This window comes from Bacillus sp. NH11B, assembly GCF_001884205.1.
GTDB lineage: Bacteria > Bacillota > Bacilli > Bacillales > Bacillaceae_G > Bacillus_A > Bacillus_A proteolyticus.
Genome location: NZ_MAOG01000119.1, coordinates 111801 through 134790 on the forward strand (window position 1 = coordinate 111801; position 22990 = coordinate 134790).

At 37.1% G+C, this 22990-nt stretch carries 20 protein-coding genes; 4 read left to right on the forward strand and 16 right to left on the reverse strand.

Features of this window, described 5'->3' with window-relative positions; genetic code table 11:
* The first annotated feature begins 20 nt into the window (after positions 1 to 20).
* Positions 21 to 770 (forward strand): (S)-benzoin forming benzil reductase, encoded by a 750-nt coding sequence (locus BAU27_RS22485; RefSeq protein WP_071771999.1) that lies wholly within the window; start codon positions 21 to 23, stop codon positions 768 to 770.
* 35 nt (positions 771 to 805) lie between these two features.
* Here the strand turns inward: BAU27_RS22485 and BAU27_RS22490 are convergent, their stop codons facing one another.
* The 6 genes from BAU27_RS22490 to BAU27_RS22515 all read right to left on the reverse strand — a co-directional run bounded on the left by BAU27_RS22490 (position 806) and on the right by BAU27_RS22515 (position 7382).
* Positions 806 to 1633: a GNAT family N-acetyltransferase gene (locus tag BAU27_RS22490; RefSeq protein ID WP_071772000.1), complete on the reverse strand. Its 828-nt coding sequence runs from the start codon at positions 1631 to 1633 to the stop codon at positions 806 to 808.
* A gap of 66 nt (positions 1634 to 1699) precedes the next feature.
* Positions 1700 to 3208: an argininosuccinate lyase gene (gene argH, locus BAU27_RS22495; protein WP_071772001.1), complete on the reverse strand. Its 1509-nt coding sequence runs from the start codon at positions 3206 to 3208 to the stop codon at positions 1700 to 1702.
* 176 nt (positions 3209 to 3384) lie between these two features.
* Complete coding sequence (locus tag BAU27_RS22500; protein ID WP_071747630.1) at positions 3385 to 4494, reverse strand: serine hydrolase; 1110 nt, start codon at positions 4492 to 4494, stop codon at positions 3385 to 3387.
* 117 nt (positions 4495 to 4611) lie between these two features.
* Entirely contained in the window at positions 4612 to 5544 is a 933-nt protein-coding gene (locus tag BAU27_RS22505; RefSeq protein ID WP_071747631.1) for a nucleoside hydrolase, read from the reverse strand.
* Positions 5545 to 5666: 122 nt separating this feature from the next.
* A complete protein-coding gene (panF, locus tag BAU27_RS22510) occupies positions 5667 to 7100 on the reverse strand; it encodes a sodium/pantothenate symporter (protein WP_071772002.1) in 1434 nt (477 codons plus the stop codon).
* A 3-nt stretch (positions 7101 to 7103) separates the two neighbouring features.
* The gene (locus tag BAU27_RS22515) at positions 7104 to 7382 is read right to left on the reverse strand and encodes a YhdT family protein (RefSeq protein WP_002014357.1); all 279 of its coding nucleotides are present in this window, start codon (positions 7380 to 7382) and stop codon (positions 7104 to 7106) included.
* A 272-nt stretch (positions 7383 to 7654) separates the two neighbouring features.
* Between BAU27_RS22515 and dhaS the strand changes: the two genes are divergently transcribed.
* Complete coding sequence (gene dhaS / locus BAU27_RS22520; protein ID WP_071772003.1) at positions 7655 to 9139, forward strand: aldehyde dehydrogenase DhaS; 1485 nt, start codon at positions 7655 to 7657, stop codon at positions 9137 to 9139.
* Between the two features lie 50 nt (positions 9140 to 9189).
* On the opposite strand, the gene fabG is transcribed toward dhaS, so the two are convergent.
* Positions 9190 to 9930 carry a 3-oxoacyl-ACP reductase FabG gene (gene fabG, locus BAU27_RS22525; protein WP_071747635.1) on the reverse strand — a complete coding sequence of 247 codons (741 nt, stop codon included), beginning with the start codon at positions 9928 to 9930 and terminating at the stop codon, positions 9190 to 9192.
* 286 nt (positions 9931 to 10216) lie between these two features.
* Between fabG and BAU27_RS22535 the strand changes: the two genes are divergently transcribed.
* Positions 10217 to 10366 (forward strand): YfhD family protein, encoded by a 150-nt coding sequence (locus BAU27_RS22535; RefSeq protein WP_071747636.1) that lies wholly within the window; start codon positions 10217 to 10219, stop codon positions 10364 to 10366.
* Between the two features lie 73 nt (positions 10367 to 10439).
* Here the strand turns inward: BAU27_RS22535 and BAU27_RS22540 are convergent, their stop codons facing one another.
* The 9 genes from BAU27_RS22540 to BAU27_RS22580 all read right to left on the reverse strand — a co-directional run bounded on the left by BAU27_RS22540 (position 10440) and on the right by BAU27_RS22580 (position 22558).
* Positions 10440 to 12293 (reverse strand): terpene cyclase/mutase family protein, encoded by a 1854-nt coding sequence (locus BAU27_RS22540; protein WP_071772004.1) that lies wholly within the window; start codon positions 12291 to 12293, stop codon positions 10440 to 10442.
* Between the two features lie 102 nt (positions 12294 to 12395).
* The gene (locus tag BAU27_RS22545) at positions 12396 to 12821 is read right to left on the reverse strand and encodes a divergent PAP2 family protein (RefSeq protein WP_000447809.1); all 426 of its coding nucleotides are present in this window, start codon (positions 12819 to 12821) and stop codon (positions 12396 to 12398) included.
* A gap of 80 nt (positions 12822 to 12901) precedes the next feature.
* A complete protein-coding gene (gene rarD / locus BAU27_RS22550) occupies positions 12902 to 13843 on the reverse strand; it encodes an EamA family transporter RarD (RefSeq protein ID WP_071772005.1) in 942 nt (313 codons plus the stop codon).
* Positions 13844 to 13948: 105 nt separating this feature from the next.
* Positions 13949 to 14197, reverse strand: coding sequence for a DUF1294 domain-containing protein (locus BAU27_RS22555; RefSeq protein WP_000871335.1), 249 nt, complete (start codon positions 14195 to 14197; stop codon positions 13949 to 13951).
* 118 nt (positions 14198 to 14315) lie between these two features.
* Entirely contained in the window at positions 14316 to 15692 is a 1377-nt protein-coding gene (gene bcaP, locus BAU27_RS22560) for a branched-chain amino acid transporter BcaP (RefSeq protein ID WP_071772006.1), read from the reverse strand.
* Between the two features lie 515 nt (positions 15693 to 16207).
* A complete protein-coding gene (locus BAU27_RS22565) occupies positions 16208 to 16348 on the reverse strand; it encodes a hypothetical protein (RefSeq protein WP_002066460.1) in 141 nt (46 codons plus the stop codon).
* 57 nt (positions 16349 to 16405) lie between these two features.
* Positions 16406 to 19768, reverse strand: coding sequence for a tubulin-like doman-containing protein (locus tag BAU27_RS22570; RefSeq protein WP_071772007.1), 3363 nt, complete (start codon positions 19766 to 19768; stop codon positions 16406 to 16408).
* An 83-nt stretch (positions 19769 to 19851) separates the two neighbouring features.
* A complete protein-coding gene (locus BAU27_RS22575; protein ID WP_071772008.1) occupies positions 19852 to 21948 on the reverse strand; it encodes a vWA domain-containing protein in 2097 nt (698 codons plus the stop codon).
* A 274-nt stretch (positions 21949 to 22222) separates the two neighbouring features.
* Positions 22223 to 22558 carry a hypothetical protein gene (locus BAU27_RS22580; protein WP_002146364.1) on the reverse strand — a complete coding sequence of 112 codons (336 nt, stop codon included), beginning with the start codon at positions 22556 to 22558 and terminating at the stop codon, positions 22223 to 22225.
* A 136-nt stretch (positions 22559 to 22694) separates the two neighbouring features.
* Between BAU27_RS22580 and BAU27_RS22585 the strand changes: the two genes are divergently transcribed.
* Positions 22695 to 22990 (forward strand): hypothetical protein (locus BAU27_RS22585; protein WP_071772009.1); only part of this gene is annotated, 296 nt, incomplete at its 3' end.

Below are 22990 nucleotides of genomic sequence, written 5' to 3' on the forward strand. Positions count from 1 at the left end.
CGAGAGGGGTTCATAAAATTATGCGCTACGTAATCATAACAGGAACTTCACAAGGTTTAGGTGAGGCGATTGCCACGCAATTGTTAGAAGAAAATACAACGGTCATCTCTATTTCTAGAAGAGAAAATAAAGACCTTACTAAACTCGCAGAGCAAAATAACAGCAAATGTATTTTCCATGCCATAGATCTTCAAGATGTACATAATTTAGAAACTCGCTTTAGCGAAGTCTTTTCATCTATAAAAGAAGACAAAGCTTCGTCTTTTCATTTAATTAATAATGCGGGCACAGTTGCACCAATGATGCCAATTGAAAAAGCAGAAAGTGAACACCTCATTACGAACGTTCATATTAATTTAATCGCACCAATGATCCTTACTTCCACTTTCATGAAACATACGAAAGACTGGAAAGTAGAAAAACGCATTATAAACATTTCATCTGGCGCAGGAAAAAATCCTTATTTCGGATGGGGAGCTTATTGTACAACGAAAGCTGGCGTAAATATGTTTACACAGTGTGTAGCGACCGAAGAAAAAGAAAAAGAATATCCAGTAAAAATCGTCGCTTTTGCACCTGGTGTTGTTGATACAAATATGCAAGCTCAAATTCGTGAAACAAATAAAGAAGACTTCATAAATTTAGATCGATTCATCGCATTAAAAGAAGAAGGAAAGCTACTGTTACCCGAATATGTTGCGAAGGCAATTCGTAGCTTACTAGAAACAGAGGACTTCCCGCAAGGTGAGGTAATTCGAATTGATGAATAACAAAAAGGCACGCTATACTAGTGTGCCTTTTCATTCTACTTCTCTAAGAATATAAGTACAGACTCCATAATCTCTTCATAACCAATTTCTTGATAAATTTTATTTGATGTTGGATTTGCCAGATCAGTATATAATGTCGTTGTTTTGTAACCTTCATCTAACATACGTTGACTAAGTGCAGCTACACAATTTGATGCGTACCCTTTTTTCCTTTCTTCTTTCGGCGTATATACGAAATTAACTGTTATATTATTTGTAGTTGGTCTTGTTTTTGCAGCTACAGAGACTAATTTCCCGCCAACCTCCAGACCAAATAGACGGTTGGTAGTTATTAATGTATGTGCGGTTTGTTTCGCTTCCTCTTTCGTAGTAGGTAACTTCACGTCTTCACAAAATTGATATATCCATTTTTCTATTAATGGTAGCTCATCACTATTTATCGTACGAAAAATCCCATCGTTCCACTTCTTCTTTACTCGTTTTAATTCATATACACCTTGCTCCATTCCAACTACAATTTTTTTCTGTTCTAATATCGCAATCTCTTCAGCTAACTTCTTTATGACTTTCTTATTGCCAATGAAACCAGGAATATCCGGATATACTTTCGTTAACTCCTTTGCAAGTTCCACTATATCCTCTTCCGCAATTTCAGAAGTTGCAACAATCATTTGTCTTTCCACAGTTTGAAGAAATACAATCGTAACCTCTTCTCCACGTTTCGCTACCGCCATAAATATCGGTTCTTGAACAACTTGTAAAACGCCTAATATTAAATTATTTGCCTGCTCATTCTTTTCTAAAAATGATGTAACATCTTCTTTAAAACGGAGAGCCTCTTCATATACGTGTAATTGAATCATCGACAATCTCTTCCCTCGATTTATATTTTAATTAAGTATTGGCGATTAATTCATTAAATCCTCCTTTTACGATTCAATAATATTTGAAACTAATGTGTTCAAATCATTTTCAGCATGCAAAACTCTCTTCTTTTCCTTCTCAAATATCTCTTCTTCTTTTCGAAAAGATTCTTTGCGTTTTTGAATCATACGCTCCATCTCTTTTTTACTCGGACCACCATATACATTTCTTTTTTGAATAAAAGCTTCTGGTGATATAATTTCTTTCCACTCTTCTTCTAATAAAGTTACTCTTAACTTTTCTTGCAAGTACATATTTACTTCTTTGAAATGTAATTCATGTAATTCTTTCTTCTGCTGCATAGACATATTCGCAATCGTACTTGCTGCATGATGTGCATGCCGGAATGATATTTCATAGTTCTTTGTTAAAACATCTGCGAAATCTGTAATCGTAATCGCGTGTTTATATGAACGACTTTTTAACGTTTCCGCTTCTACCTTCATCGTTCGAATAACTGCGTTCATAATACAAAAAACACGAATCGCCTTTTCGATTCCTTTATATAAATACGGCTGCAAGTCATCCTCCGTATCGACAATATCGCCAAATGGTGTATTATGAATCATTTGAAATACAGTAAAGGCTTCCCCTAAAGCACTACTCGTAATAGCGCGTGCATGTTCAATTGAAACAGGATTTCGTTTTTGCGGCATAATGCTACTTATTTGTACATATGGCTTCGCTACAGTAATCCCATCGTATTCTTTCGTCGCTAATAGTAAAAAATCATGGATCCATCTACTTGTGTTCGTCATAATAACCATTAGCAACGAACTAACTTCTAATAAATAATCCGCTCCAGCGACAGCATCATATGAGTTCTCAATTACATTTGTAAATCCCAGTAGCTGTGCCACTCGCTCTCGCTTAATCGGGAAACTTGTTGTAGAAAGGGCAGCTGCCCCCATTGGAGAATGATTTACAAAATGATACGCTTTTCTCGTTCGTTCCAAGTCTCTTTGCATCGTATCATAAATTGCTAAAACATAATGACCAAATGTTGTTGGTTGCGCTGGTTGTGTATGTGTATACGCAGGCATAATTGTTTCCATATGTTCCTCAGCAAGCTCCAGCATACTTTCTTGTAGCAATAAATGATGTTCCATTAACTGTAATACATATTGCCGCAAACTCATGCGATACATCGTTACACCCATATCATTTCTACTCCTACCGATATGCATATTACTGACAAATTCACACTTTGCTTCTTGAGAAAGTAAATGTTCAACTAAGAAAAAAAGATCTTCATGTTGCTCTGTATATAGCAACTGATCCTTTGGAATTGCTCCTACTTTTTTAAGTGCTATTAGTATAACTTTAGCTTCTTCTCTTTTCATCAACTTTTCTTCAGTTAACATAATAATATGTGCCCTATGCACTTGAAACATATCTTTCAATAAATAATTACGCTGAAAATCAAATACATGCTGTAGTACACAGTCTACATATGTTTTCCCAGGGAAATCAGCGCCTTCATTTTTAATAAACTCTTCTTTACTCTGTTTCATCACCTTTTCCCCTTTCGCCTAAGTATTACTACCCATCATACCCAGCGATAGCTAAAAAGTGCTTGTACATAAAGTGAAACTTTAATCAGTGGGTGGTTCATCCCCCACTGATTATTAACCTTCACCAATCGGTCGTTTACGGAATAAAAATAAACTCGGCGCTCATAGCACCGAGTTTATTTAATAAAAGTCGCATCATACTTATCACTTTGCAACACTTGGAAGTGTAAATTTGCTAAATGTTTACGTATTTCAGCACTGTCATCTTCATTTAAATTATTCGCTAAAAATACAATTTCTGTACAGTTCCCGCGTTTATCCATTGCATAAACCGCTTTTGTAACTGTCCATGGTGTATAACCATTCTTTTGCCCCGCGTGTCTAAATGTTTTACGATATTTCTTGGCACTCATATCCGTTTCAACGATATCCGCCCACACTTTTTCTTCTGCTTCTGTCAAGCCACCTTTATGATTTGCCTTTTGAAGCAATACCATATAATCGTTTGCAGAAGCAGCCGGCAATCTATCCGACCAAATTTTATCGTAACGTTCTTCCAAATAAAGAGGAATTTCCTTCTGTAATAATGGACCCTTCTTTTTTAAGCGTTCATGAATAATCATCGCATATTGACGATATTGCTCTTGAGACATTTCTTTTAGCTTTTTCTCTATTTTATATTTTGGAACATGTAGTTCTTTATGCAAATATCCCGGAATGTATAAAGATGAAACGATCGGAAATAGTGGTTGATGTGCAGGAAGCGATAAACTTTGTAAATTACGATTAATGTTATCTAATCCTAACACTTCCATTAAGTACTCAGTATTCGCATTTGAACTGAACTTAACCATACCTTTTGCAACTTCCTCTAAAGAGACTGCTCCTTCAGTTATTTTTTCTTTTTTTTGCAAATAACTTTGCCATCTGTCTTGTGCACCACCATCTGTATTCGGCACATAATAACGATTCACATCATTAATTGAAACGAAACTAGACGGGTCGATTTTCCCCTCTGTAACTTGTTTCGTATATTCAAGCGCCACAATTAACTTCATCGTACTAGCAACTGGCAATACAACATCTGGATTTACAGAATACACAACTTTATCATTTCTCTTTACTAGAAGAGCGCTATTTTTTTCATCTTTATGTTCTTCAATAAAAGATGCTATATACTGCGCATCATCATTATTTGAACTCCACACTTTTTTCACTAAAAAATTACCCGAGATTAGCAAAACGAAAATACCCACAATCACTGCGCATACTATAGTTTTTTTCAAGTAAAATTCCTCTCCTATTGTGTAACTCTTCTCTATTTATCTCTTAAAAACAAAATAATGGAGATGATTATTTAAATAATCATCTCCATTATTTTAACTTGTATGCTCCTATTATGTCTACGTCATAATTTTCACAAAATCTTCAAGAAACTTTTTATAATGTAATGACCAACCAATTCTCACCCAATTTTTCAATGCTTTCGCATCAGGTTGCGGGCGAAAATCAGCGATACTTTCTCCTTTTGCAACTCCAACCGTATCGACATCAACACGGCGATACACGTAATCTAAAAGAGATGGATTTGCCGCTACCATCATTGTAACAACGTCATGTACTGGACTACCTGTTATTTTTGGATTTAACTTTTTATAAGCTTTATAATAATACGTAAATATCGGTTCAATTAACTTATTAAAACTTGTTTTAGAGTGTTTCGTAATATACTTTACCATCTCCGGCGTAATAATAGCTTCAGATGTAACGTTAAGTGGCACTAATGTCACATTCTTGGCATTTTGCATAACTAATTGCGACGCAATGGGATCACCATGAAAATTCGCCTCCGCGACTGGTGTAACATTACCAGGCATTAAGAAAGCACCGCCCATTATATAATACTCTTTCACATACTTCATCATCGGTTTTTCTAAAATAAATGCTGTCGCTAGTGTCGTTGATCTGCCAGCATCAACAATGATTAATTCACCTTTATACTTTTCAAGAATATCAAAAAATGCACAAAAAGGTTTTATATTAGGTGAAAATGCTTTTGGCGGTTTAATAGGACCTAAGCCATCTGCCCCATGAATCTCCGGGTAATACGTCACAAAATCCCCGGATAAAGGGATTTTCGCACCATTAATAACAGGTATATCTTCCCTTCCCGCCATTTGCAATAAATATGCCGCATTAGTCGTTGCTTTTTCTTGCGTTACATTCCCGTATCCTGTTACAACACCAACAATATCAACATCAGGATGCATAATTCCATACATGATGGCTAAAGAGTCATCAATTCCCGGGTCTCCCAAAAACAACACTTTTTTCATCGACCTCAACTCCATCCCCTCAGTTGTTATTAATTTATGAATAGTCATGGATATACAGAATAAAAAAGAATAAATTCATACGAAAAAACGCAGCCCTATACGGACTGCGTTCTCCATCTTATCTAGACGTTTTTCTTCATAGTAACCATACTGCCAATGATGTAAGCAATAAATGCAAAGCAGATTGGGAAGACAACTGTATGTATACCGAACGGGTTTGGATAGAAAAGATGAATACACATATATGAGCCTACCCCAACTAAAATGGAAGCGAGTGCTCCAGTTGCATTTCCCTTTCTCCAATATAAACCTAGTACAATCGGCCAAATGAACGCCGCTTCTAAACCACCGAAGGAAAATAAATTTAACCATATTAAAAAATCTGGCGGCTTAATAGCTGCAGCATATACGAGTAATCCTACGATACCAGTAATCAAAAGACTACCTTTCTTTATCGTACTATCTGCTGCATCTTTATTTATGTAATTCACATATATGTCCTTAATAATTGACGAACTTACAAGTAAAAGTAATGAGTTTACTGTAGACATTATCGCTGCCATTGGTGCAGCCAAGAAAACTCCAGCTAGCCAAGGTGGTAACACTTCCATCGCGAGTAGCGGCATCACTTTATCTGGTACCGTTATACCAGGAAGTACTACTCGTGCAAATACACCAGTTAAATGCATACCAATCATAATTGTACCAACGACAATCGTCCCAATGATAAGCGCTTGATGCATAGCTTTTGAATTTTTATAAGACATAGCACGCACACTAATTTGTGGTAATCCAACGACTCCAATTCCAATTAAAATCCAAAACGATGTCACATATGATTTCGTTAAACTGCCATCTGCTCCGAATGGTGTAATTAAATTCGGATTAATTTGAATGAGTTCCTGCATAATCTTTTCAACTCCACCACCAGCAATGACAGTAGCAATTAAAATGATTGTTGTTCCGACTAACATAATGATTCCTAATAACGTATCTGATAAAGCAACTGCACGAAATCCACCAATTAGCACGTACACAAGTACAGAAAATGTAAATAAAAATAGTGCCGTTGTATAAGAAAGTCCTGTTAGTGACTCAATTAATCGTCCGCCGCCAACCCACTGGGCTACTGTTGCTGAGAACAAAAAGATTATAATACATAGCGCAGAAAGAACAACCACCGCTTTATTATTGTATCTGCCCTTCAAATAATCAATAAGAGTAATTGCTTCCATCTTCCTAGCGATAATAGCAAACTTTTTACCAATAACCGTTAAAACGATATATCCTGTTACAACTTGAATCGCTGATAACAACACCCATCCAAGACCCATATTGTAAGCAATACCAGGCCCGCCGATAAAGCTACTTGCACTACCGTACGTAGCAATCATTGTCATAGCTAATAATAAGCCGCCGAGCTCACGTCCACCAAGAAAATATTCTTGTAAAAATTTATTATTAGCGGTTGCTTGTACACGTCTTGATGCATATACACCAATTAAAAACACAACGATAAAAGAAATTATCATTGGGATTATTACATACCAATTCATCTATCATTCCTCACTTTTTTCTTCCTCATCGAGTGAAATATCTTGAAATAAAAAACGAACAACTAAAATAAGCAAAATAACCATTACGATAAATCCAACGATACAGCTATAAAAAAACCATGCTGGAAAACCTAATACATATGTATATTCACTCGGATCCTTACTTCCAAGCCCATAAGCAAATCCATACCATATTATAAAATTAATAATAGCTAATCCAAGACCGATTAACGCTTCTCTATGGGCAACTCGAAAGCGCGGATCATCATGATAATTCTTCATTTTCTCCCTCCTCTCACGATGTATAATTGTACCACTGTTTTTCTAGTTTTTCCTACTAGAAAACAAAAACGCGCAGGATTTTTTGTAATTATATAGAATACAATGTTTCATTACATATTTTTTACAATTGTAACGAAAATGAAATTTGAATTTTCAGCATTTGTTATTTATGATTTTAAGTAGAGGCTTTCCATCTAGTTCCCACATCCTTGATTTCGGAATAAACGCCGTCTCGTACTGCGTTTAAATTATATTTTCAAGGGGGTTATACAATGAGTCAACTAGCTGTAAATCTTCATGAAAAGGTAGAAAAATTTCTTCAAGGAACAAAGAAATTATATGTGAATGGAGCATTTATCGAAAGCGCTTCCGGAAAAACGTTCAAAACTCCTAACCCAGCAACTGGTGAAACTCTCGCTATCGTTGCTGAAGCTGGTCGCGAAGACATTCATAAAGCTGTTGTAGCTGCTCGAATGGCTTTCGATGAAGGTCCTTGGTCACGTATGAGCACCGCTGAACGAAGCCGCCTTATGTACAAGCTTGCTGATTTAATGGAAGAGCATAAAGAAGAGCTGGCACAGCTTGAAACTTTAGATAACGGAAAACCAATCCGCGAAACTTTAGCAGCAGACGTTCCTCTTGCAATTGAACATATGCGCTATTACGCTGGCTGGGCTACAAAAATCGTCGGTCAAACAATCCCTGTTTCTGGTGAATATTTTAACTATACACGCCATGAAGCTGTTGGTGTTGTCGGTCAAATTATCCCATGGAACTTCCCACTTCTTATGGCAATGTGGAAAATGGGTGCAGCCCTTGCAACAGGATGTACAATCGTTTTAAAACCTGCAGAACAAACTCCACTATCCGCCCTATACTTAGCTGAATTAATTGAAGAAGCTGGATTCCCGAAAGGCGTTATTAATATCGTTCCTGGATTCGGTGAATCAGCTGGACAAGCTCTCGTTAATCATCCACTCGTTGATAAAATTGCATTTACAGGTTCTACTCCAGTCGGTAAACAAATTATGAGACAAGCATCTGAATCATTAAAACGCGTTACATTAGAACTTGGTGGTAAATCACCAAATATTATTTTACCTGACGCTGACTTATCTCGAGCGATTCCAGGTGCGCTTTCTGGCGTTATGTTTAACCAAGGGCAAGTATGTACTGCTGGGTCACGCTTATTTATTCCAAAGAAAATGTACGATAATGTCATGGCTGACCTCGTTCTATATTCTAAAAAATTAAATCAAGGCGTTGGTCTAAATCCAGAAACTACAATCGGTCCTCTCGTTTCTGAAGAACAGCAAAAGCGTGTAATGGGCTATATCGAAAAAGGCATTGCAGAAGGTGCCGAAGTACTTTGCGGAGGCAACAAACCATTCGATCAAGGATATTTCGTTTCTCCAACAGTATTTGCTGATGTAAATGATGAAATGACAATTGCTAAGGAAGAAATTTTCGGTCCAGTTATTTCCGCATTGCCGTTTAATGATATTGATGAAGTAATTGAACGTGCGAATAAATCACAGTTCGGTTTAGCTGCTGGTGTCTGGACAGAAAATGTTAAAACAGCACATTATGTTGCGAGTAAAGTACGTGCTGGTACAGTATGGATAAACTGTTATAACGTCTTTGATGCAGCATCTCCATTTGGAGGATTTAAACAATCCGGCCTTGGCCGTGAAATGGGATCTTACGCATTAAATAACTATACAGAAGTGAAGAGCGTTTGGCTCAACTTAAACTAATGAGAAAGAACCTGATCTATCCGATCAGGTTCTTTTCATTATGTATTCCTTTAAACCTGCAGTCCCCCGCTCACGTTTAATACTTCTCCCGTAATATAAGATGCATAATCTGACGCTAAAAAGGCAGCTGCGTTTGCAATGTCTTCCGGTGTTCCAATTCTTCCAACTGGAATCGCTCCAACCATTTTCTCTTTCACTTTATCTGGTATTGTTTTTGTCATATCAGTATCCATAAATCCTGGACAAATCGCATTACACGTAATACCAAAACTCCCAACCTCTTTCGCTGCTGTTTTTGTTAAACCTACAACCCCTGCTTTTGTAGCTGCATAATTTGCCTGCCCTATGTTTCCTTCTCTACTAATTGAAGATATATTAATAACACGTCCATATCCTTGTTGTCTCATATAAAGAAGTGCTGGCTGCATACAATAAAAAACGCCAGTTAAATTCACTTGTAATACTTGCTCCCAAGCAGACTTCTCCATCTTATGTAACATTGCATCTCTTGTAACCCCAGCGTTATTCACTAAAATATGTAGTGTACCAAATTTTTGAACCGCATATTCAATTAACGACTTCGCTTCATTTTGATTGCTCACATCACATCGATATAAGCTCACTTCATATCCTTCATCCGATAACTCACGTGTCGTTTTTTGTAGCTTCTCTTCATTTACATCACTAATTAATACTTTAGCTCCTAATTTTGCAAAAACCCGTGCGATTTCTTTTCCAATCCCCTGCGCAGCACCTGTTACAACTGCTGTTTTTCCATTTAATAAGTCCATCCCTATCCCCCATTTCTATTAGCTATACTGTATATTTCGGCTCTATGCTTTCCAAATCCTCTTTGTATAAAAAAGTCTATTTGTGTCAAACTAACTTTGCAACGTCGCATAAAGTGAAACTTTAATCAGTGGGGAGTTTGTTCATCCCCCACTGATTATTAGCCTTCACCAATCGGGCATTTACGGGCAGTTAATCTCCCACCTAGCTTCTTTGTTCCATCTGAATTTTGAGGTGGGAGTTTTACTAACCATTTATGCGGGATAAAACACAAGGAGATTGTGTCGAATGAAAAAAAAGAATGTAAACCGAAACAAATCTGCTGATGGCATTGATGTTGAGTTCTCTCGCGAACTCGCTGACCACAATGACTTAGAAGCAAACGCACGTGCAAATGCCGCTGATGCACGTCAAAAACGCCAGTCATCAGAAAAATAAGGCACTACAACGTTCCTTATTCTTTTCAACAGGGACCTACTACCCGAAAAATAAACCGAGAGCCACTCTCGGTTTATTTTTTATATTTTTTTATATAATGTGCCAAAGCGAGCAATGGATATATATGTCCGTAACTATGATACCGAATATAAAAGCCACCCGGTAACCCGGTACCAGTAGGATATTCTTCATTCATAGTAGACTGCGCGAGCAAATATGAAATCCCTTTTCGAATAATTGGTGTTTCTTGATCATAGTAAGAAATGAGTGCATCAAGCGCCCACGCTGTTTGTGACGGCGTGCTAAAGGGTAAAGAAATAAATTTTTTCTCTACACTACTTTGACAGGATTCTCCCCACCCTCCGTCTTCATGCTGCAAATGCTCGAGCCATGAAGCTGCTTTTTTCAACGATGGATGAGTAGAAGGCACTCCTAATGCACGTAAGCCTGTCATTGCTGCCCATGTACCGTATATATAGCATATCCCCCATTTTCCATACCATGATCCATTCTGTTCCTGTACATCCATTAACCATTTGACTGCTTTCTTTTTTTGCTCTTCAGGCAATTCATTCGGTGCATACGTTCCGAATAATTCTAACACCCTACCTGTAATATCTGGTGTAGACGGATCAGTTATCATATCACTCGCATTTTCAATCGGTAAATTCGCTAGTAACTGGCTCGTTACACCTCGTTCAAAGGCTCCCCAGCCTCCATCATTGTTTTGCAATCCTTTTATCCATCCGACGCCTCTATCCCATGCACCATCTACTTTACTATTCCCTCTACTTCGCGCTAAGGCTCTAAGAGCAGCCGTTGTATCGTCTATATCAGGAATCGTTGTATTCACATCTGAAAATCCCCAGCCGCCAGCTATAATGGACGGTGCGTGTACACTCCAATCCATTTTCTTAGTCTGTTGTCTTTGTAGTAAATATTCCGTCGCCTTTTGAATCATCTTATTTTCTTTTATTACATTAGCTTCTTGCAATGAATAGCTAAGTAAAGCGGTATCCCATACGGTAGAAGGAGAATTTTGCAAATGACTTCCTCTGTCCATCTTCCATATATAAGATTTTAATCCTATCACAGCTTTCTCAATAATTGAAGACTGAATAGAGTGCCCTAGTGCAAGCAAAGCATAAATCATATAAAACGTAGCACTGGCGTAACTATATAATGTTCCATTTTCATCTATACGCTCCTTCATAAAGCGCTCTACTTCTTCGTATCCTTTATGATGTAACGATAATGGATAAGATATTACCTTTTTCACATCACCTAAAAACGATTGAAACAGCAGAGACCGCTCCTCTCGAAACCATTGCCCACCCCCACCTGCAATATGATTTAAATTTGGCAATAACTTTTTCTCTACACGGAATCTCTTATTCATACAAATCATCATCGGAATTAAATGTATACGTGCTGAGCTGCTTAGCCCAAATATACTGAGGGGGGAGTCATCTTGTAAAAATAATATTGGTGTTGGAAAGTGAAAAAGCGCAGGAAATTCATATTCTCCATGAATCGCTAATAAAAATTTCGTCATAAAATGAGCACGAGAAACTCCCCCGTGCTCCTTAATAAACATTTCAGCTCGCCTCATATTCATATCTTCTTTCGAATATTTTTCCGAAGCAAGTAAAGCAGCATATGCTTGAATCGTCGCGGATAAATTCCCTCCTTTTTCATCTTCGTATAATTTCCAAGTCCCTTCATTTGTTTGAAGAGATACCAACCTTTTCACAAACGGTTCTATTTCGTCATTTCGCCCTAATAATTTGAGTAAAAAAATCATGTGACAATCCGTTAGCAATGCTCCTTCAAAACAAAATGACCACGTTCCGTCTTGCCTTTGCATCGTTTGAAGTGCAGTCGTTCTCCGCTCTATCTCCTCACGCACTTTGTCATATAGTAGCACACCGCTCACCCACCCTTTCTAAGTCCGTATACGATATTCGAAAAGCTAGCTAAATATGTATGAAAACAAAGAAAAGCAGAACGTGTATTACACACATTCTGCTTACAAACAATACCCAACCCCGACAACAATTCCTAATAGTGCACCCACAACAACTTGATACGGTGTATGTCCAACGAGCTCATTTAACTTTTTATATTCTGTTTGTCTACCATGAAAAAAATCATTCAATATTTTCGCTTGCTTACTTACCGCAAGCCTTACTCCTGAAGCATCGTACATAACAATAATGGCAAAAATAGCGGCAACCGCAAATATTGGACTCTCCACACCTTCCACCACTCCGACACCTGTAGCAAGTGCAGTAACAGTCGAAGCATGCGAACTTGGCATTCCACCTGAAGCAAAGAACTTAGCAAAATCAAACTCGCCTGTTTTTATTAATTTAAAAACGACTTTCGTTAACTGTGCTAAAAACCAAGAAATTATAGCTGCTATAAGTGGATCATTATGTAAAATTGTTTCCATGTTTTTCAGCTCCTCACTGACTATAATGGAATTTCTATATAATATAAGTATAAAGAAAAATGCGTAGAAAATACTACGCATTATGATACTTTTGCTGATTTATTTTTAATAAATTTTGGTTGTTTCTGTAGTAGAAACTTTGTTTTCGCCATTGAAAAGACCAATAAAGCAATCCATATACAGAAAAACGCAATCATATGAGTAGATGTGAAATGTTCACCAAAAACGAACACACCTAAAATTAAACTAATAGTCGGTGCGATGTATTGTAAAAATCCTATCATATAGAGCGGAATAAGTTGTGCCCCTTTAGCAAAATAAAAGAGTGGTAATGCTGTAACAATACCCGCACCTATTAAAAGAAACGTTGATATTGCCGAAATAGAACCGAACGAACCGAAACCATGCACTCCTGTCATAAACAAATATATAAGTGCAAATGGCGTCACTAACATCGTTTCCATCGTAAGCCCGATTGTTGCGTCGTAATTTAATAATTTTTTCGTTAATCCATATAATCCAAATGAAAAAGCAAGTGAAAGAGAAACCCATGGAATTGATCCGAAACGTACCGTTAAAATAACAACACCTAATCCAGCTAAACCAACCGCAACATATTGCCAAAAATTAAGCTTCTCTTTTAAAACAACTGTACCAAGTAAAATACTTATAAGTGGATTAATATAATACCCAAGACTCGCTTCGATTACATGGTTATGATTTACTGCCCATATGTATACAAACCAGTTTCCACTAATAAGTACAGAAGCAATTGTTAATGACATTAATAATTTAGGTCGTTTAAAAAGGGCCACTAACTCCCCACCAAACTGACGAAACCTCTTCGTTACTCCTAAAACTAACAACATAAAAACAAATGCCCAAACGATGCGATGCGCTAATATTTCATCTGCCGGTACTTCCTCCACCCATTTCCAATAAATCGGAAGGACTCCCCACATCGTATACGCACCCGCCGCATATATAATCCCCTGCTTTTGCTCTGCTGTTTGACTCCCCATCTTCCCTGGTCTCCTCTTCTCTTTTTTTCTTCATTATAAGGTCTCATATACTTACTTTACCAATATTCAATCTGCATTTCTTTCGACATTCCTCTTACAAATCCCTTATATGTATAAAAACACTCCTACTGTTATAATCACGAGCACTGGAATACCGAAGACAAATTTACTTTTATGTGTCTTATGATGAAACATATACATACCAATCCAAGCTCCAACCGCCCCTCCAGCTGCAGCTGATAAAAATAACGTACTTTCTGGCGTTCTCCACTGCTTTTTCTTTGCTTTTCGCTTATCAAGCCCCATCATACTAAATGCTATAACGTTGATAATAATAAAATAAATCCATTTCATCTCTTTCTCTCCCTTAAAAAATTCGCTTTATGTTAACACGAAAATAAGGTGCGTACAAATAAAAATGGCTATAGGTTAAAAATAAATCTTTTTAGCCTACAACCATCATTGTAATACCTTATACTCTATTTCTAATCTTACTATGCTTTTTCGCGTATATAAAATAGATAAAAATACCTACAATAACCCAAATTGCAAAACTGATTAAAGTAGTTTTAGAAAGATTTAATGCTAAATATAAACAACTTACTATCGCAAGTATAGGTAAGAATGGAACTAACGGAGCTCGGAACGGTCTTTCCAAATTAGGATGTGTCTTCCTTAATACAATTACAGCAATAGACACAAATATAAACGCTGTTATCGTTCCCACATTCACTAAATTCGCCAACAAATTCAAGTCCAATAAACCTGCTAATACAGCCGCAAGAATACCCGTAATCCATGTATTAAAAAATGGTGTTTGATAACGTTTATGAACACTCGAAAATCTTTTTGGTAACAAGCCATCTCGGCTCATCGAGTATGATACTCGAACAAATGCGAACATAGCAACTAACAGAACTGTTGTTAAACCAGCTATCGCTCCAACTGATAATAGACCAGCAATTCTATCCTCTCCTACAATACGCAGTGCATACGCAACTGGATCAGCTACATTCAGATCCGTAAATGGCACCATTCCAGTTAACACAAATGAAACACCAACATAAAGAATTGTACAAATGCATAAAGAGACCAGTAATCCGATTGGAACGTTACGTTGTGGGCGTTTCACTTCCTCTGCTGCTGTTGCAACTGCATCGAAACCTAAAAAGGCAAAAAATACAGTAGCAGCTCCTCCAATAACACCATGGTATCCAAAAGGAAGAAAAGGCTGCCAATTCTCTGGCTTTACATATTTTGCTCCTACAATAATAAATACTAAAATAACAGCCAGTTTAATAATAACCATTATATTATTTATACGTGCGCTTTCTTTCACACCACGACTTAGTAAAAATGTAACAACTAAAATAATAATAACCGCTGGCAAGTCAATAATTCCGCCATTCCCCATCCCTGGTGCAGAAGCAATGATTGCCGGAATATGAATATTAAACCCTAGTAGCAATGACTGAAAATAGGCTGACCATCCCGCCGCCACCGCAGAAGTAGCTAATAAGTACTCTAACATGACACACCAGCCAACTATAAAAGCAAAAATCTCACCTAATGTCATATATGTATACGAATACACACTTCCTGAGACCGGGACTGTAGATGCAAATTCAGCATAACAAAAGGCTACACAAGCACATACAATTGCAGCTAACATAAAAGATAATACAATTGCTGGACCAGCATGTTTCGCTGCTACAATACCTGTTAATACAAAAATGCCTGTACCAATAATTGCTCCAATTCCTAAAAGCGTTAAATCAATTGCTCCTAAAGTTTGTTTTAACACTTTTTTCTTTTCTTCATTCATTGCTTTCTTTATAAATAAACTCATTCGTAGAAACCTCTTTTTTCAAAATTATCCCTTACTCATTACAATCTTTATTACTGTTGCTATTACACATTAATAATATTCATGTTTTACTTTCACTCCCTATATAAACTCCACACATTAAATGGTTTAAAATCAGAAAAATCAATCTTCTAAAAATACGCTTGTTAACAGTCATGTTTTTAGAAGATTGATTGAATTTATCACACAATTAATTATATTGTCAACAATATAATTAATTCACCAACATTGAATAATTATAAACAAAATAGCATTACAAAATATACGATCCCAATAACAAACACTGTCAATTCCCATTTTAATACACTTTTCATTATTTCAAAATTCATTTTTATACATTGAATTCAATGTAATCCCCGTATGTAAACACAATAAAACCAGTCGATTCATTATATAAAAATAACTATTCATCTTGTTAGACCGATTAACTTCCCTACAAATTGCAAACAGTATTTTCACTTAGGACAATAAAAAAAGCGCAGATGTTCATCTGCGCTTTATTCTTCCGCTTCAATTTCTGTACTACTATTATCGATATGTTCCTTTCGAGCTTCTTCTTGCAGCTCTGCTGAAATCATTCCATAATAAATTTCTGGATATAATCCAAATATTTGATATACACTCCCTAAAAACGGCATCGGAATCCCTCTTTTCTAAAGTTGTATTGCCATTCTTAAGGATTCCCTTTTCGCTCATTATACATTCGTTTTTGGTGCTTCTTCTTCATCTTGGACATGTAATAAGTTTTGCCATTTTTTATAAGGTGCACTATTTGGATCTACATACCCTTTCGCATACGAACGATCCCACAATTGCTTAATAAACATCTCTTTTTCTTTCTTCGCAACCATATCCGCGCCTGTTCCGTAGTAATTTTGGAAATACAGCTCAATTTCATCAAGGAATAGCCTTAACAAATCGTCAGATGTTTCTTCTAACGTCGGGTCATATTTCGCCTCACGGTCATACATTAAAATCATATCTAAAATATTATGGACATGCTCTTTACGAAGCCATCTAATATCTTGAGCACCTAATACAAATGCATGTGTATATAAATGCCCACCTTGTATCATTGCCTTTTCTTGCTCTTCTTCAAACCTGGACAAGATATTTTCATAAATAAACGGATTATGAAGCAATGCTCTGTGCAACTTATAACTTTCGCTTGAAATATTTTTCCCCATCGACTGGATTAAAAAGCTACGGCCGACACCGTTATATTGATACACGAACTGCCCATCTACAGCCACTAGGCTAATCCAGCGATACATATACGCGTATAGAAGAGCACGATTACATTTATCGTAATCTAACTTTGTTTGCGTTGCATTCAAGTCTGGCATAAAGGCTGGTAAGTGCCAATATTTATCTAAATGCGGCGTCAAACTAGATTTTTTACTATTTAATTTGTTCACGCGGCGATAATACGATTGAAAGTAGTCACCTTTATCGTTCATAAAGCCATTTGCAATATGCCCAGATGAAAGCTTGGGGAAATCTTGTAGCGATAATCCGTAATGAGCACGATAACAAATCACTTCAAATGGTGAAAACGCCTCGTTTACCGTATCTTTTTCTTTAAACATTTCTTGCAATAACTCTTCTTGCAATTCTTGTTTTAAAGATGGATGTACGCCCCAATATTGTAACTCTCTATGATGAGAAACTTTTGGAACGAACGGACTTGCTAAATGGAAAAGATCTTCAATTTTTTCACGAACGTATTCATCACGATCACGTTTCTTGAAATCTGCTTCTTTTCGCAATGCTTCAACGATATTAAGCTCTAGTTTGTCACGATAGCGCACTTGAAGTTCGTCATAACAATAACTCAATATATGTTCACGATAGAAGTCTTCCACCTTTTTCGACTGAATTTCTTCGGCTTTCGCATCACGACAATATTCCCCGTACAAGCTCATATAAATTTCGGACGATATATCTTTCGGTAATACACCTAAATTTAAATGTTGCTGCATATCTTGCCAAATCTTTTCTTGCAATTTCTCTTCTGCTAATACATATACATTCGTCGGGTTCGTTTTCCCCTCAAATTCCTTGCTTCGCTTTTGGATTTCAAACAATAAATTTTCACGTGTTTCGTGTAAATTATCAAAGAATCTTTCCCAATATTGGATCATTTTATCAACTGCTTGGTATAGCGATTGATACACGAGTTCTAATAACATTTCTTTACGATACTCACTTAATTTGTGGACATATTGCGTTACGATATCTTCAAATTCTTTTTTGAACAAACGTTGCTGATTATAAAACATTTTCCCGACCCAGCCTTGTTGCTGAGCAATTTCAACGCGGCGAACAGCCGTTACCGTTCCATCAATATTACTCACATTAAATTTCTTATCGTAGTTTTGAATTAAATTACGCTTTTGTTCGTTATTTTCATGCAGTCGATTCATCTTCTCTACTAACTGCTTACGAATTTCATACAGCATAAAACGTGCTGCGACAGGATGAACCGGATCCGTTTTCTTTAAAAACCATGTATTTAATTGATAAGACTGTCCTTCTGATCCACTCGGTATAAAGCGGTCTGATTCGACCATGTCATATAAAAGTGTAGTAACATGCTCATGTACACGGCTCGGAATCGCATAAGCATATAAACGAACCGCATGATCAACTCTCGCTACTTCACCTTTCATTTGTTCCATCATTTTCAGTTTCGTAGCCGATATTTTGCACTCATGCTGCAGGCGGTTTAATTCTTCATCTTTTTGCACTGTACGGTGTACATAGCTTTCGACAGCCTCTAAAAACAACTTAGACTTCGCAACACCGACCTTACCGCCCTCTGCCCCTTCGCGCGTCTCATTGAACATTTGTCTATAAAAAATATGGGCCTGCTCTGGACGAGTAGCAAGATGCTCTAAATCTTCTAAATAACTTTTCCCGCGCTCTGGCTTTTCACGCTGCATACCGCGCTTTACATCTTGATCGTATCTTTGCTTCTTCTCTTGAAACAGTTGATCTAAATGAAGCCAAGATTCATCTAAACCTTGCACCGCCCATTTTAAAGCACAGTATTTCAAAACGTGCTCATACGGATAAATGAGCTTCGCCGTTCCTGCTCCGCAATATCTCCCTTTCCCACTCGATTCTGCCAATTGCTGAATTTGATTATCTTCTTGCGCAAAATGATTTGCAGACATTGGACTGAATAACTGTAAATAAATCGTATTTGCCATTTGCTCCATATAATCCGATAAATTGTGCAAATGGTGCCCATGTAAATTTTCATAATCATATAAGAAACAATAATTGTACGGTAAATGATGCTGCTTTATCGTATGATTCGTTCTTCCATCTTCATCCACTTGATCAGGACGATATTCTAATTCAATCGTTACGCCGCCTCGTTTGGATAATTCACCAGTCGACCCGAGCGTAATAGCGTGCAACTCTTTTAACGATGCATAACCATTCGCTTGCACAGTTTCAAACTCTTTCGCACTAACCGTTCTCGTCTTAACTAAAACATCGGGCATTAAAAACGCACCGCGAATTAAAATGTTGTGATGCTGCAATTTTTTCCGGAGCATTTCACGCAAATATAATGCGATTTGTAAAAACATTCCTGAGCCTGTTCCGCCAGCTAGTGATGTTACAATAATGACACGTACACCATATTCCGTCTGATCACTTGTAACTGGAAAAATCTTCTCGATTTCTTGCCAAAACGATGTGAGTTTATCTTCTTTCATCGCAGCACGTAGCGCTAAACGTGAAATGACACGTAACTGGCCCGCTCCTTCCGTTAACGGTTTATCAAGTATAGTCGGGTCCATTGGGAACCACTCTGGAATCGTTGGATCTCCCGCAATATACTCTCTCGGTGTTTTACTCGAGCTCGTTTGCGTCTTAAACTTCCGAATATGATCAAATTTACTCAATGTATTCACATCTGTATCAAATACATGCATCGCTACCTTTTTACGACGCTCCTCAGGTAATCTTTCATATATTTGATGTGTGACAGTACTACCGATTCCACCTAAGCCAATTAAAATTGTTGGAACTTGTAATGTCATGTGAACCACCTTCCTATTCTTGCTTGTTTGAAAAGAAGAATAAAGAGAGCCGGGCCTCCTCCGCCCCTCTTACACCCTATCTACTATTCACATTCGTACCGATAAATCTCCTTACCATATCCTCTATCAATTACTAAAAGTTCATTTGGATACAACGTCTTATGCTCCATTCCCACTTCTTCCTCTGTTATAAACATCCCATCAATAATCATCCCAACCACTTGCGATTCTTTCGCTACAAATATAGATTTCGATCCTTTTTTCGCTATTAATGTTACAGATTGCACCGTCTTTCTTTCTGCTCGGAATGGAATGCCAAAATAGTGCTTCCACCATTTATTTTTAAGTAACTCTGGTTCAGATTGATAAAGCCAATCTTTCGCTACTTCTTGATCCCATTCGTAATATAGTAATGCTTTCCGATGAAATCTCGGACGAACAATCCATCCTAAAATAATAATTCCTACTATTAAAAGTAATAAAGTGATAGGAATTACAAATTTAAAAACGAGCGCATACTTCTCAAAAAACGGCGCATTTTCAATGTGCAGTACGATCTTTTCCTTTACTTCTTGTAATGTTGAATCATTGATCGTGATGGTAGCCTCTACGGTGCCGGTATCTGTAAAATTGAATGTGTCGGAGTAATAAGGTCGAGGATAAACATAAACTTGACTACCATGCTGTTTTAATTCATAGTTGATCGATTGATTCGATGTGACACCAGTAGATTTTAATAGTTTCTTTACAGCCTCTTCTGTCATCGGTTTACCATTTAACTGTGGCTGTAAAATAAATGGTTTACTATTTTCTAAATTTGTTACCTTTTCTTCATAATCTTTCGTAACAGCTTGAAGTGTTAATTTTGGTTTTTCAGCTGGTTCAATCTTGAATTCTATCGTCTGTCTATAAAATCCCTTTATATTCATATGGACTTTCCCGCGTACTAACTCTTTACCAACCTTTGTCTCGTAATAAAAAACATGTCTTTTATCATCCCACTTCATCGGATACTGCTTTCCGTCTATTTCTACTTCTGCTTCGAAATAAGAAGTTTGAATTGGTAATTCAGTAGGTTTCGCTTCAATAACAGCTGTCACACCTTCATACATTTTCTCAACATTTTTTCTATCTTTATCATCTTTGTCATACGTAGAAACAGTATAGTTAAGCGCTGGTTCAACAAGTACTTGTAATCCCTCTTTCTCAATGTCCTGATCGACTTCTATCGTATATGTCCCTGGCTTAATCACTTCCTGATTCGCTGTACTTACATGCACTATATTTCCGAATAATTTAGCTTCTCCTGGTGCATGTATGGAAAAAGAGGACTGCAATTGTAACGGTTTGGAAAGTTGCATAACTTTATAATTAGACAAAGAAGGTGATTGTCGTACAAGCGTCATACGCTTTAATGGAAACGGTGTTGTAATCTCTACTTTTTTCCCTACTATTTTCGTTTTGACAATCGATTCAACAGAAGAAAATGGATCACGATTTGCAACTAATGCCGCCACTTGATTCACACTTTGTACAATACCATCCTCACCGCTAGACGGCATGACAACTCCATTCATTTCTTTTTTCCAAATCTCTTTAAACGTATTTAACTGCTCTTTTTCTTGCTGCCCTAAATCCTCTTCCATCGTGATTAAGACTGGGTGCAAAGAGATCTTTTTAGAATCCATCTCTTTCTTAAACTGTGCTAACTTCTGTGTAATTTGTTCTTTTCCGCCAACCTTATCTTTCTCCAAATCATTAAATGCCCCGTCAGTTAATACAATAAGCCAAAATTCACGTTTCCCATCTATATCTGCTTCCTTCTTTATAGATTGCATCGCCGTTTCTACTGCGCTAAATGGAGTATTTAAATATGTTTTCCACGCGCCGATTCCATTAATTTCTGTTTGCCTTTGATCCTTTGTTAACGAAATGTTTAACGGATCATTTGGCTTACTCATTGGAACGTAAGAAAATTTATCTTTCTCATCTAATAGCGCAACTAAACTTTGCAAGGCGTAATTGGCATACTTCCAACGATCGTTATTTCTCATGCTGCCCGAATCATCATATACAAGTGAAACGACCCTTTCCTTTGCCTCCTCTCCTTTTGCAAAAGCTGAAAAAGGTAAACATATAAATAGAAACAACATGAACGTGGCACAAATTCGAATTTTCATGATGAGGCTTCGCCACCTTTGTAGACAAATTCCTATGTTTAAATTTATGAGGGGAAACAAGATATATGACTTGTATTTTAGGACAACAGTTCACAACAATTACATTATGTAAACAAAAATGAACTACTCCCATATTTTATTTCGAGTTTTTTCCTTATTATATATCTGAAATAACACATAGCTTTCATACTTTTCCCGCTATAAATTCCACCATTAAAGTTTGATTTTCTTTTCAATACAAGAAATAAAGAGCACGCTATAATTAGCGCACTCTTTACTTCTTCACATATACTTCAACAATCGGATTTTCCTTTTGATCTGCATGTAAACGTATATTCTCTTCACTTGCATTGTAAATACTAGCTAACAGCATAACAGTTAGTAAGTTAGGTACCTTCGCATCGCTTCCGTATTTTCTTTCAAGCGCCTCCTTATACTCAAAATCCAAATCTCCTTGCACATATGTATACACTTCAAAACCATCTTTCAAATTACATACGACCGTATCAATAATATCCGCCCCTACTTGTTTCTTCATTTCCCCCCGCAATGCTTCAATAAATTCTTCCCAAGGAACTTCGTATGTCTGAAATTGGTCTGTAGATTTCATTTCTCTTCCTCCTCGTTATGTATCCTGTTTGTATATTTCCCCTTTCCTATAACAATTATGATAGATAGGTCATTCATACAAGCCGCACTTGTCCCGCTTACATATCGTATTACTGTAATGGGAAGGAGGAAAGAACATGCATAGACAAAAATGTTATGATACATGCCAACGTTATTTTGGAAAAGTAGTTCGAATTGAAGATCGTGACGGTCGCATCCATTTAGGTAAAATAGTAGACGTGACAGATGATTCTGTTTGGATCGAACCGGTAAAAGGGCGTTCATCTTTTGATACAGGATTTGGATACTATGACGCATATTCAAACGGTGGATGTGATATTTGCGGTGGTCTTAGTAGATGTGACAGCTGTGGCTTCGGATGTGGCGGTGGCGGTAGCTGGGGCGGCGGTGGCTGTGACCGTGGCTGTGACCG

Coding starts and splice junctions, on each gene's coding strand:
- BAU27_RS22490 (WP_071772000.1), bottom strand. CDS start 1,633: ATGATTCAATTACACGTATATGAAGAGGCTCTCCGTTTTAAAGAAGAT.
- BAU27_RS22545 (WP_000447809.1), bottom strand. CDS start 12,821: ATGGAAACAATTTTACATAATGATCCACTTATAGCAGCTATAATTTCT.
- BAU27_RS22535 (WP_071747636.1), top strand. CDS start 10,217: ATGAAAAAAAAGAATGTAAACCGAAACAAATCTGCTGATGGCATTGAT.
- BAU27_RS22575 (WP_071772008.1), bottom strand. CDS start 21,948: ATGAAAATTCGAATTTGTGCCACGTTCATGTTGTTTCTATTTATATGT.
- BAU27_RS22505 (WP_071747631.1), bottom strand. CDS start 5,544: ATGAAAAAAGTGTTGTTTTTGGGAGACCCGGGAATTGATGACTCTTTA.
- BAU27_RS22580 (WP_002146364.1), bottom strand. CDS start 22,558: ATGAAATCTACAGACCAATTTCAGACATACGAAGTTCCTTGGGAAGAA.
- dhaS (WP_071772003.1), top strand. CDS start 7,655: ATGAGTCAACTAGCTGTAAATCTTCATGAAAAGGTAGAAAAATTTCTT.
- BAU27_RS22515 (WP_002014357.1), bottom strand. CDS start 7,382: ATGAAGAATTATCATGATGATCCGCGCTTTCGAGTTGCCCATAGAGAA.
- BAU27_RS22555 (WP_000871335.1), bottom strand. CDS start 14,197: ATGAAATGGATTTATTTTATTATTATCAACGTTATAGCATTTAGTATG.
- panF (WP_071772002.1), bottom strand. CDS start 7,100: ATGAATTGGTATGTAATAATCCCAATGATAATTTCTTTTATCGTTGTG.
- bcaP (WP_071772006.1), bottom strand. CDS start 15,692: ATGAGTTTATTTATAAAGAAAGCAATGAATGAAGAAAAGAAAAAAGTG.
- BAU27_RS22570 (WP_071772007.1), bottom strand. CDS start 19,768: ATGACATTACAAGTTCCAACAATTTTAATTGGCTTAGGTGGAATCGGT.
- BAU27_RS22485 (WP_071771999.1), top strand. CDS start 21: ATGCGCTACGTAATCATAACAGGAACTTCACAAGGTTTAGGTGAGGCG.
- fabG (WP_071747635.1), bottom strand. CDS start 9,930: ATGGACTTATTAAATGGAAAAACAGCAGTTGTAACAGGTGCTGCGCAG.
- argH (WP_071772001.1), bottom strand. CDS start 3,208: ATGAAACAGAGTAAAGAAGAGTTTATTAAAAATGAAGGCGCTGATTTC.
- rarD (WP_071772005.1), bottom strand. CDS start 13,843: ATGGGGAGTCAAACAGCAGAGCAAAAGCAGGGGATTATATATGCGGCG.
- BAU27_RS22565 (WP_002066460.1), bottom strand. CDS start 16,348: ATGCCGTTTTTAGGGAGTGTATATCAAATATTTGGATTATATCCAGAA.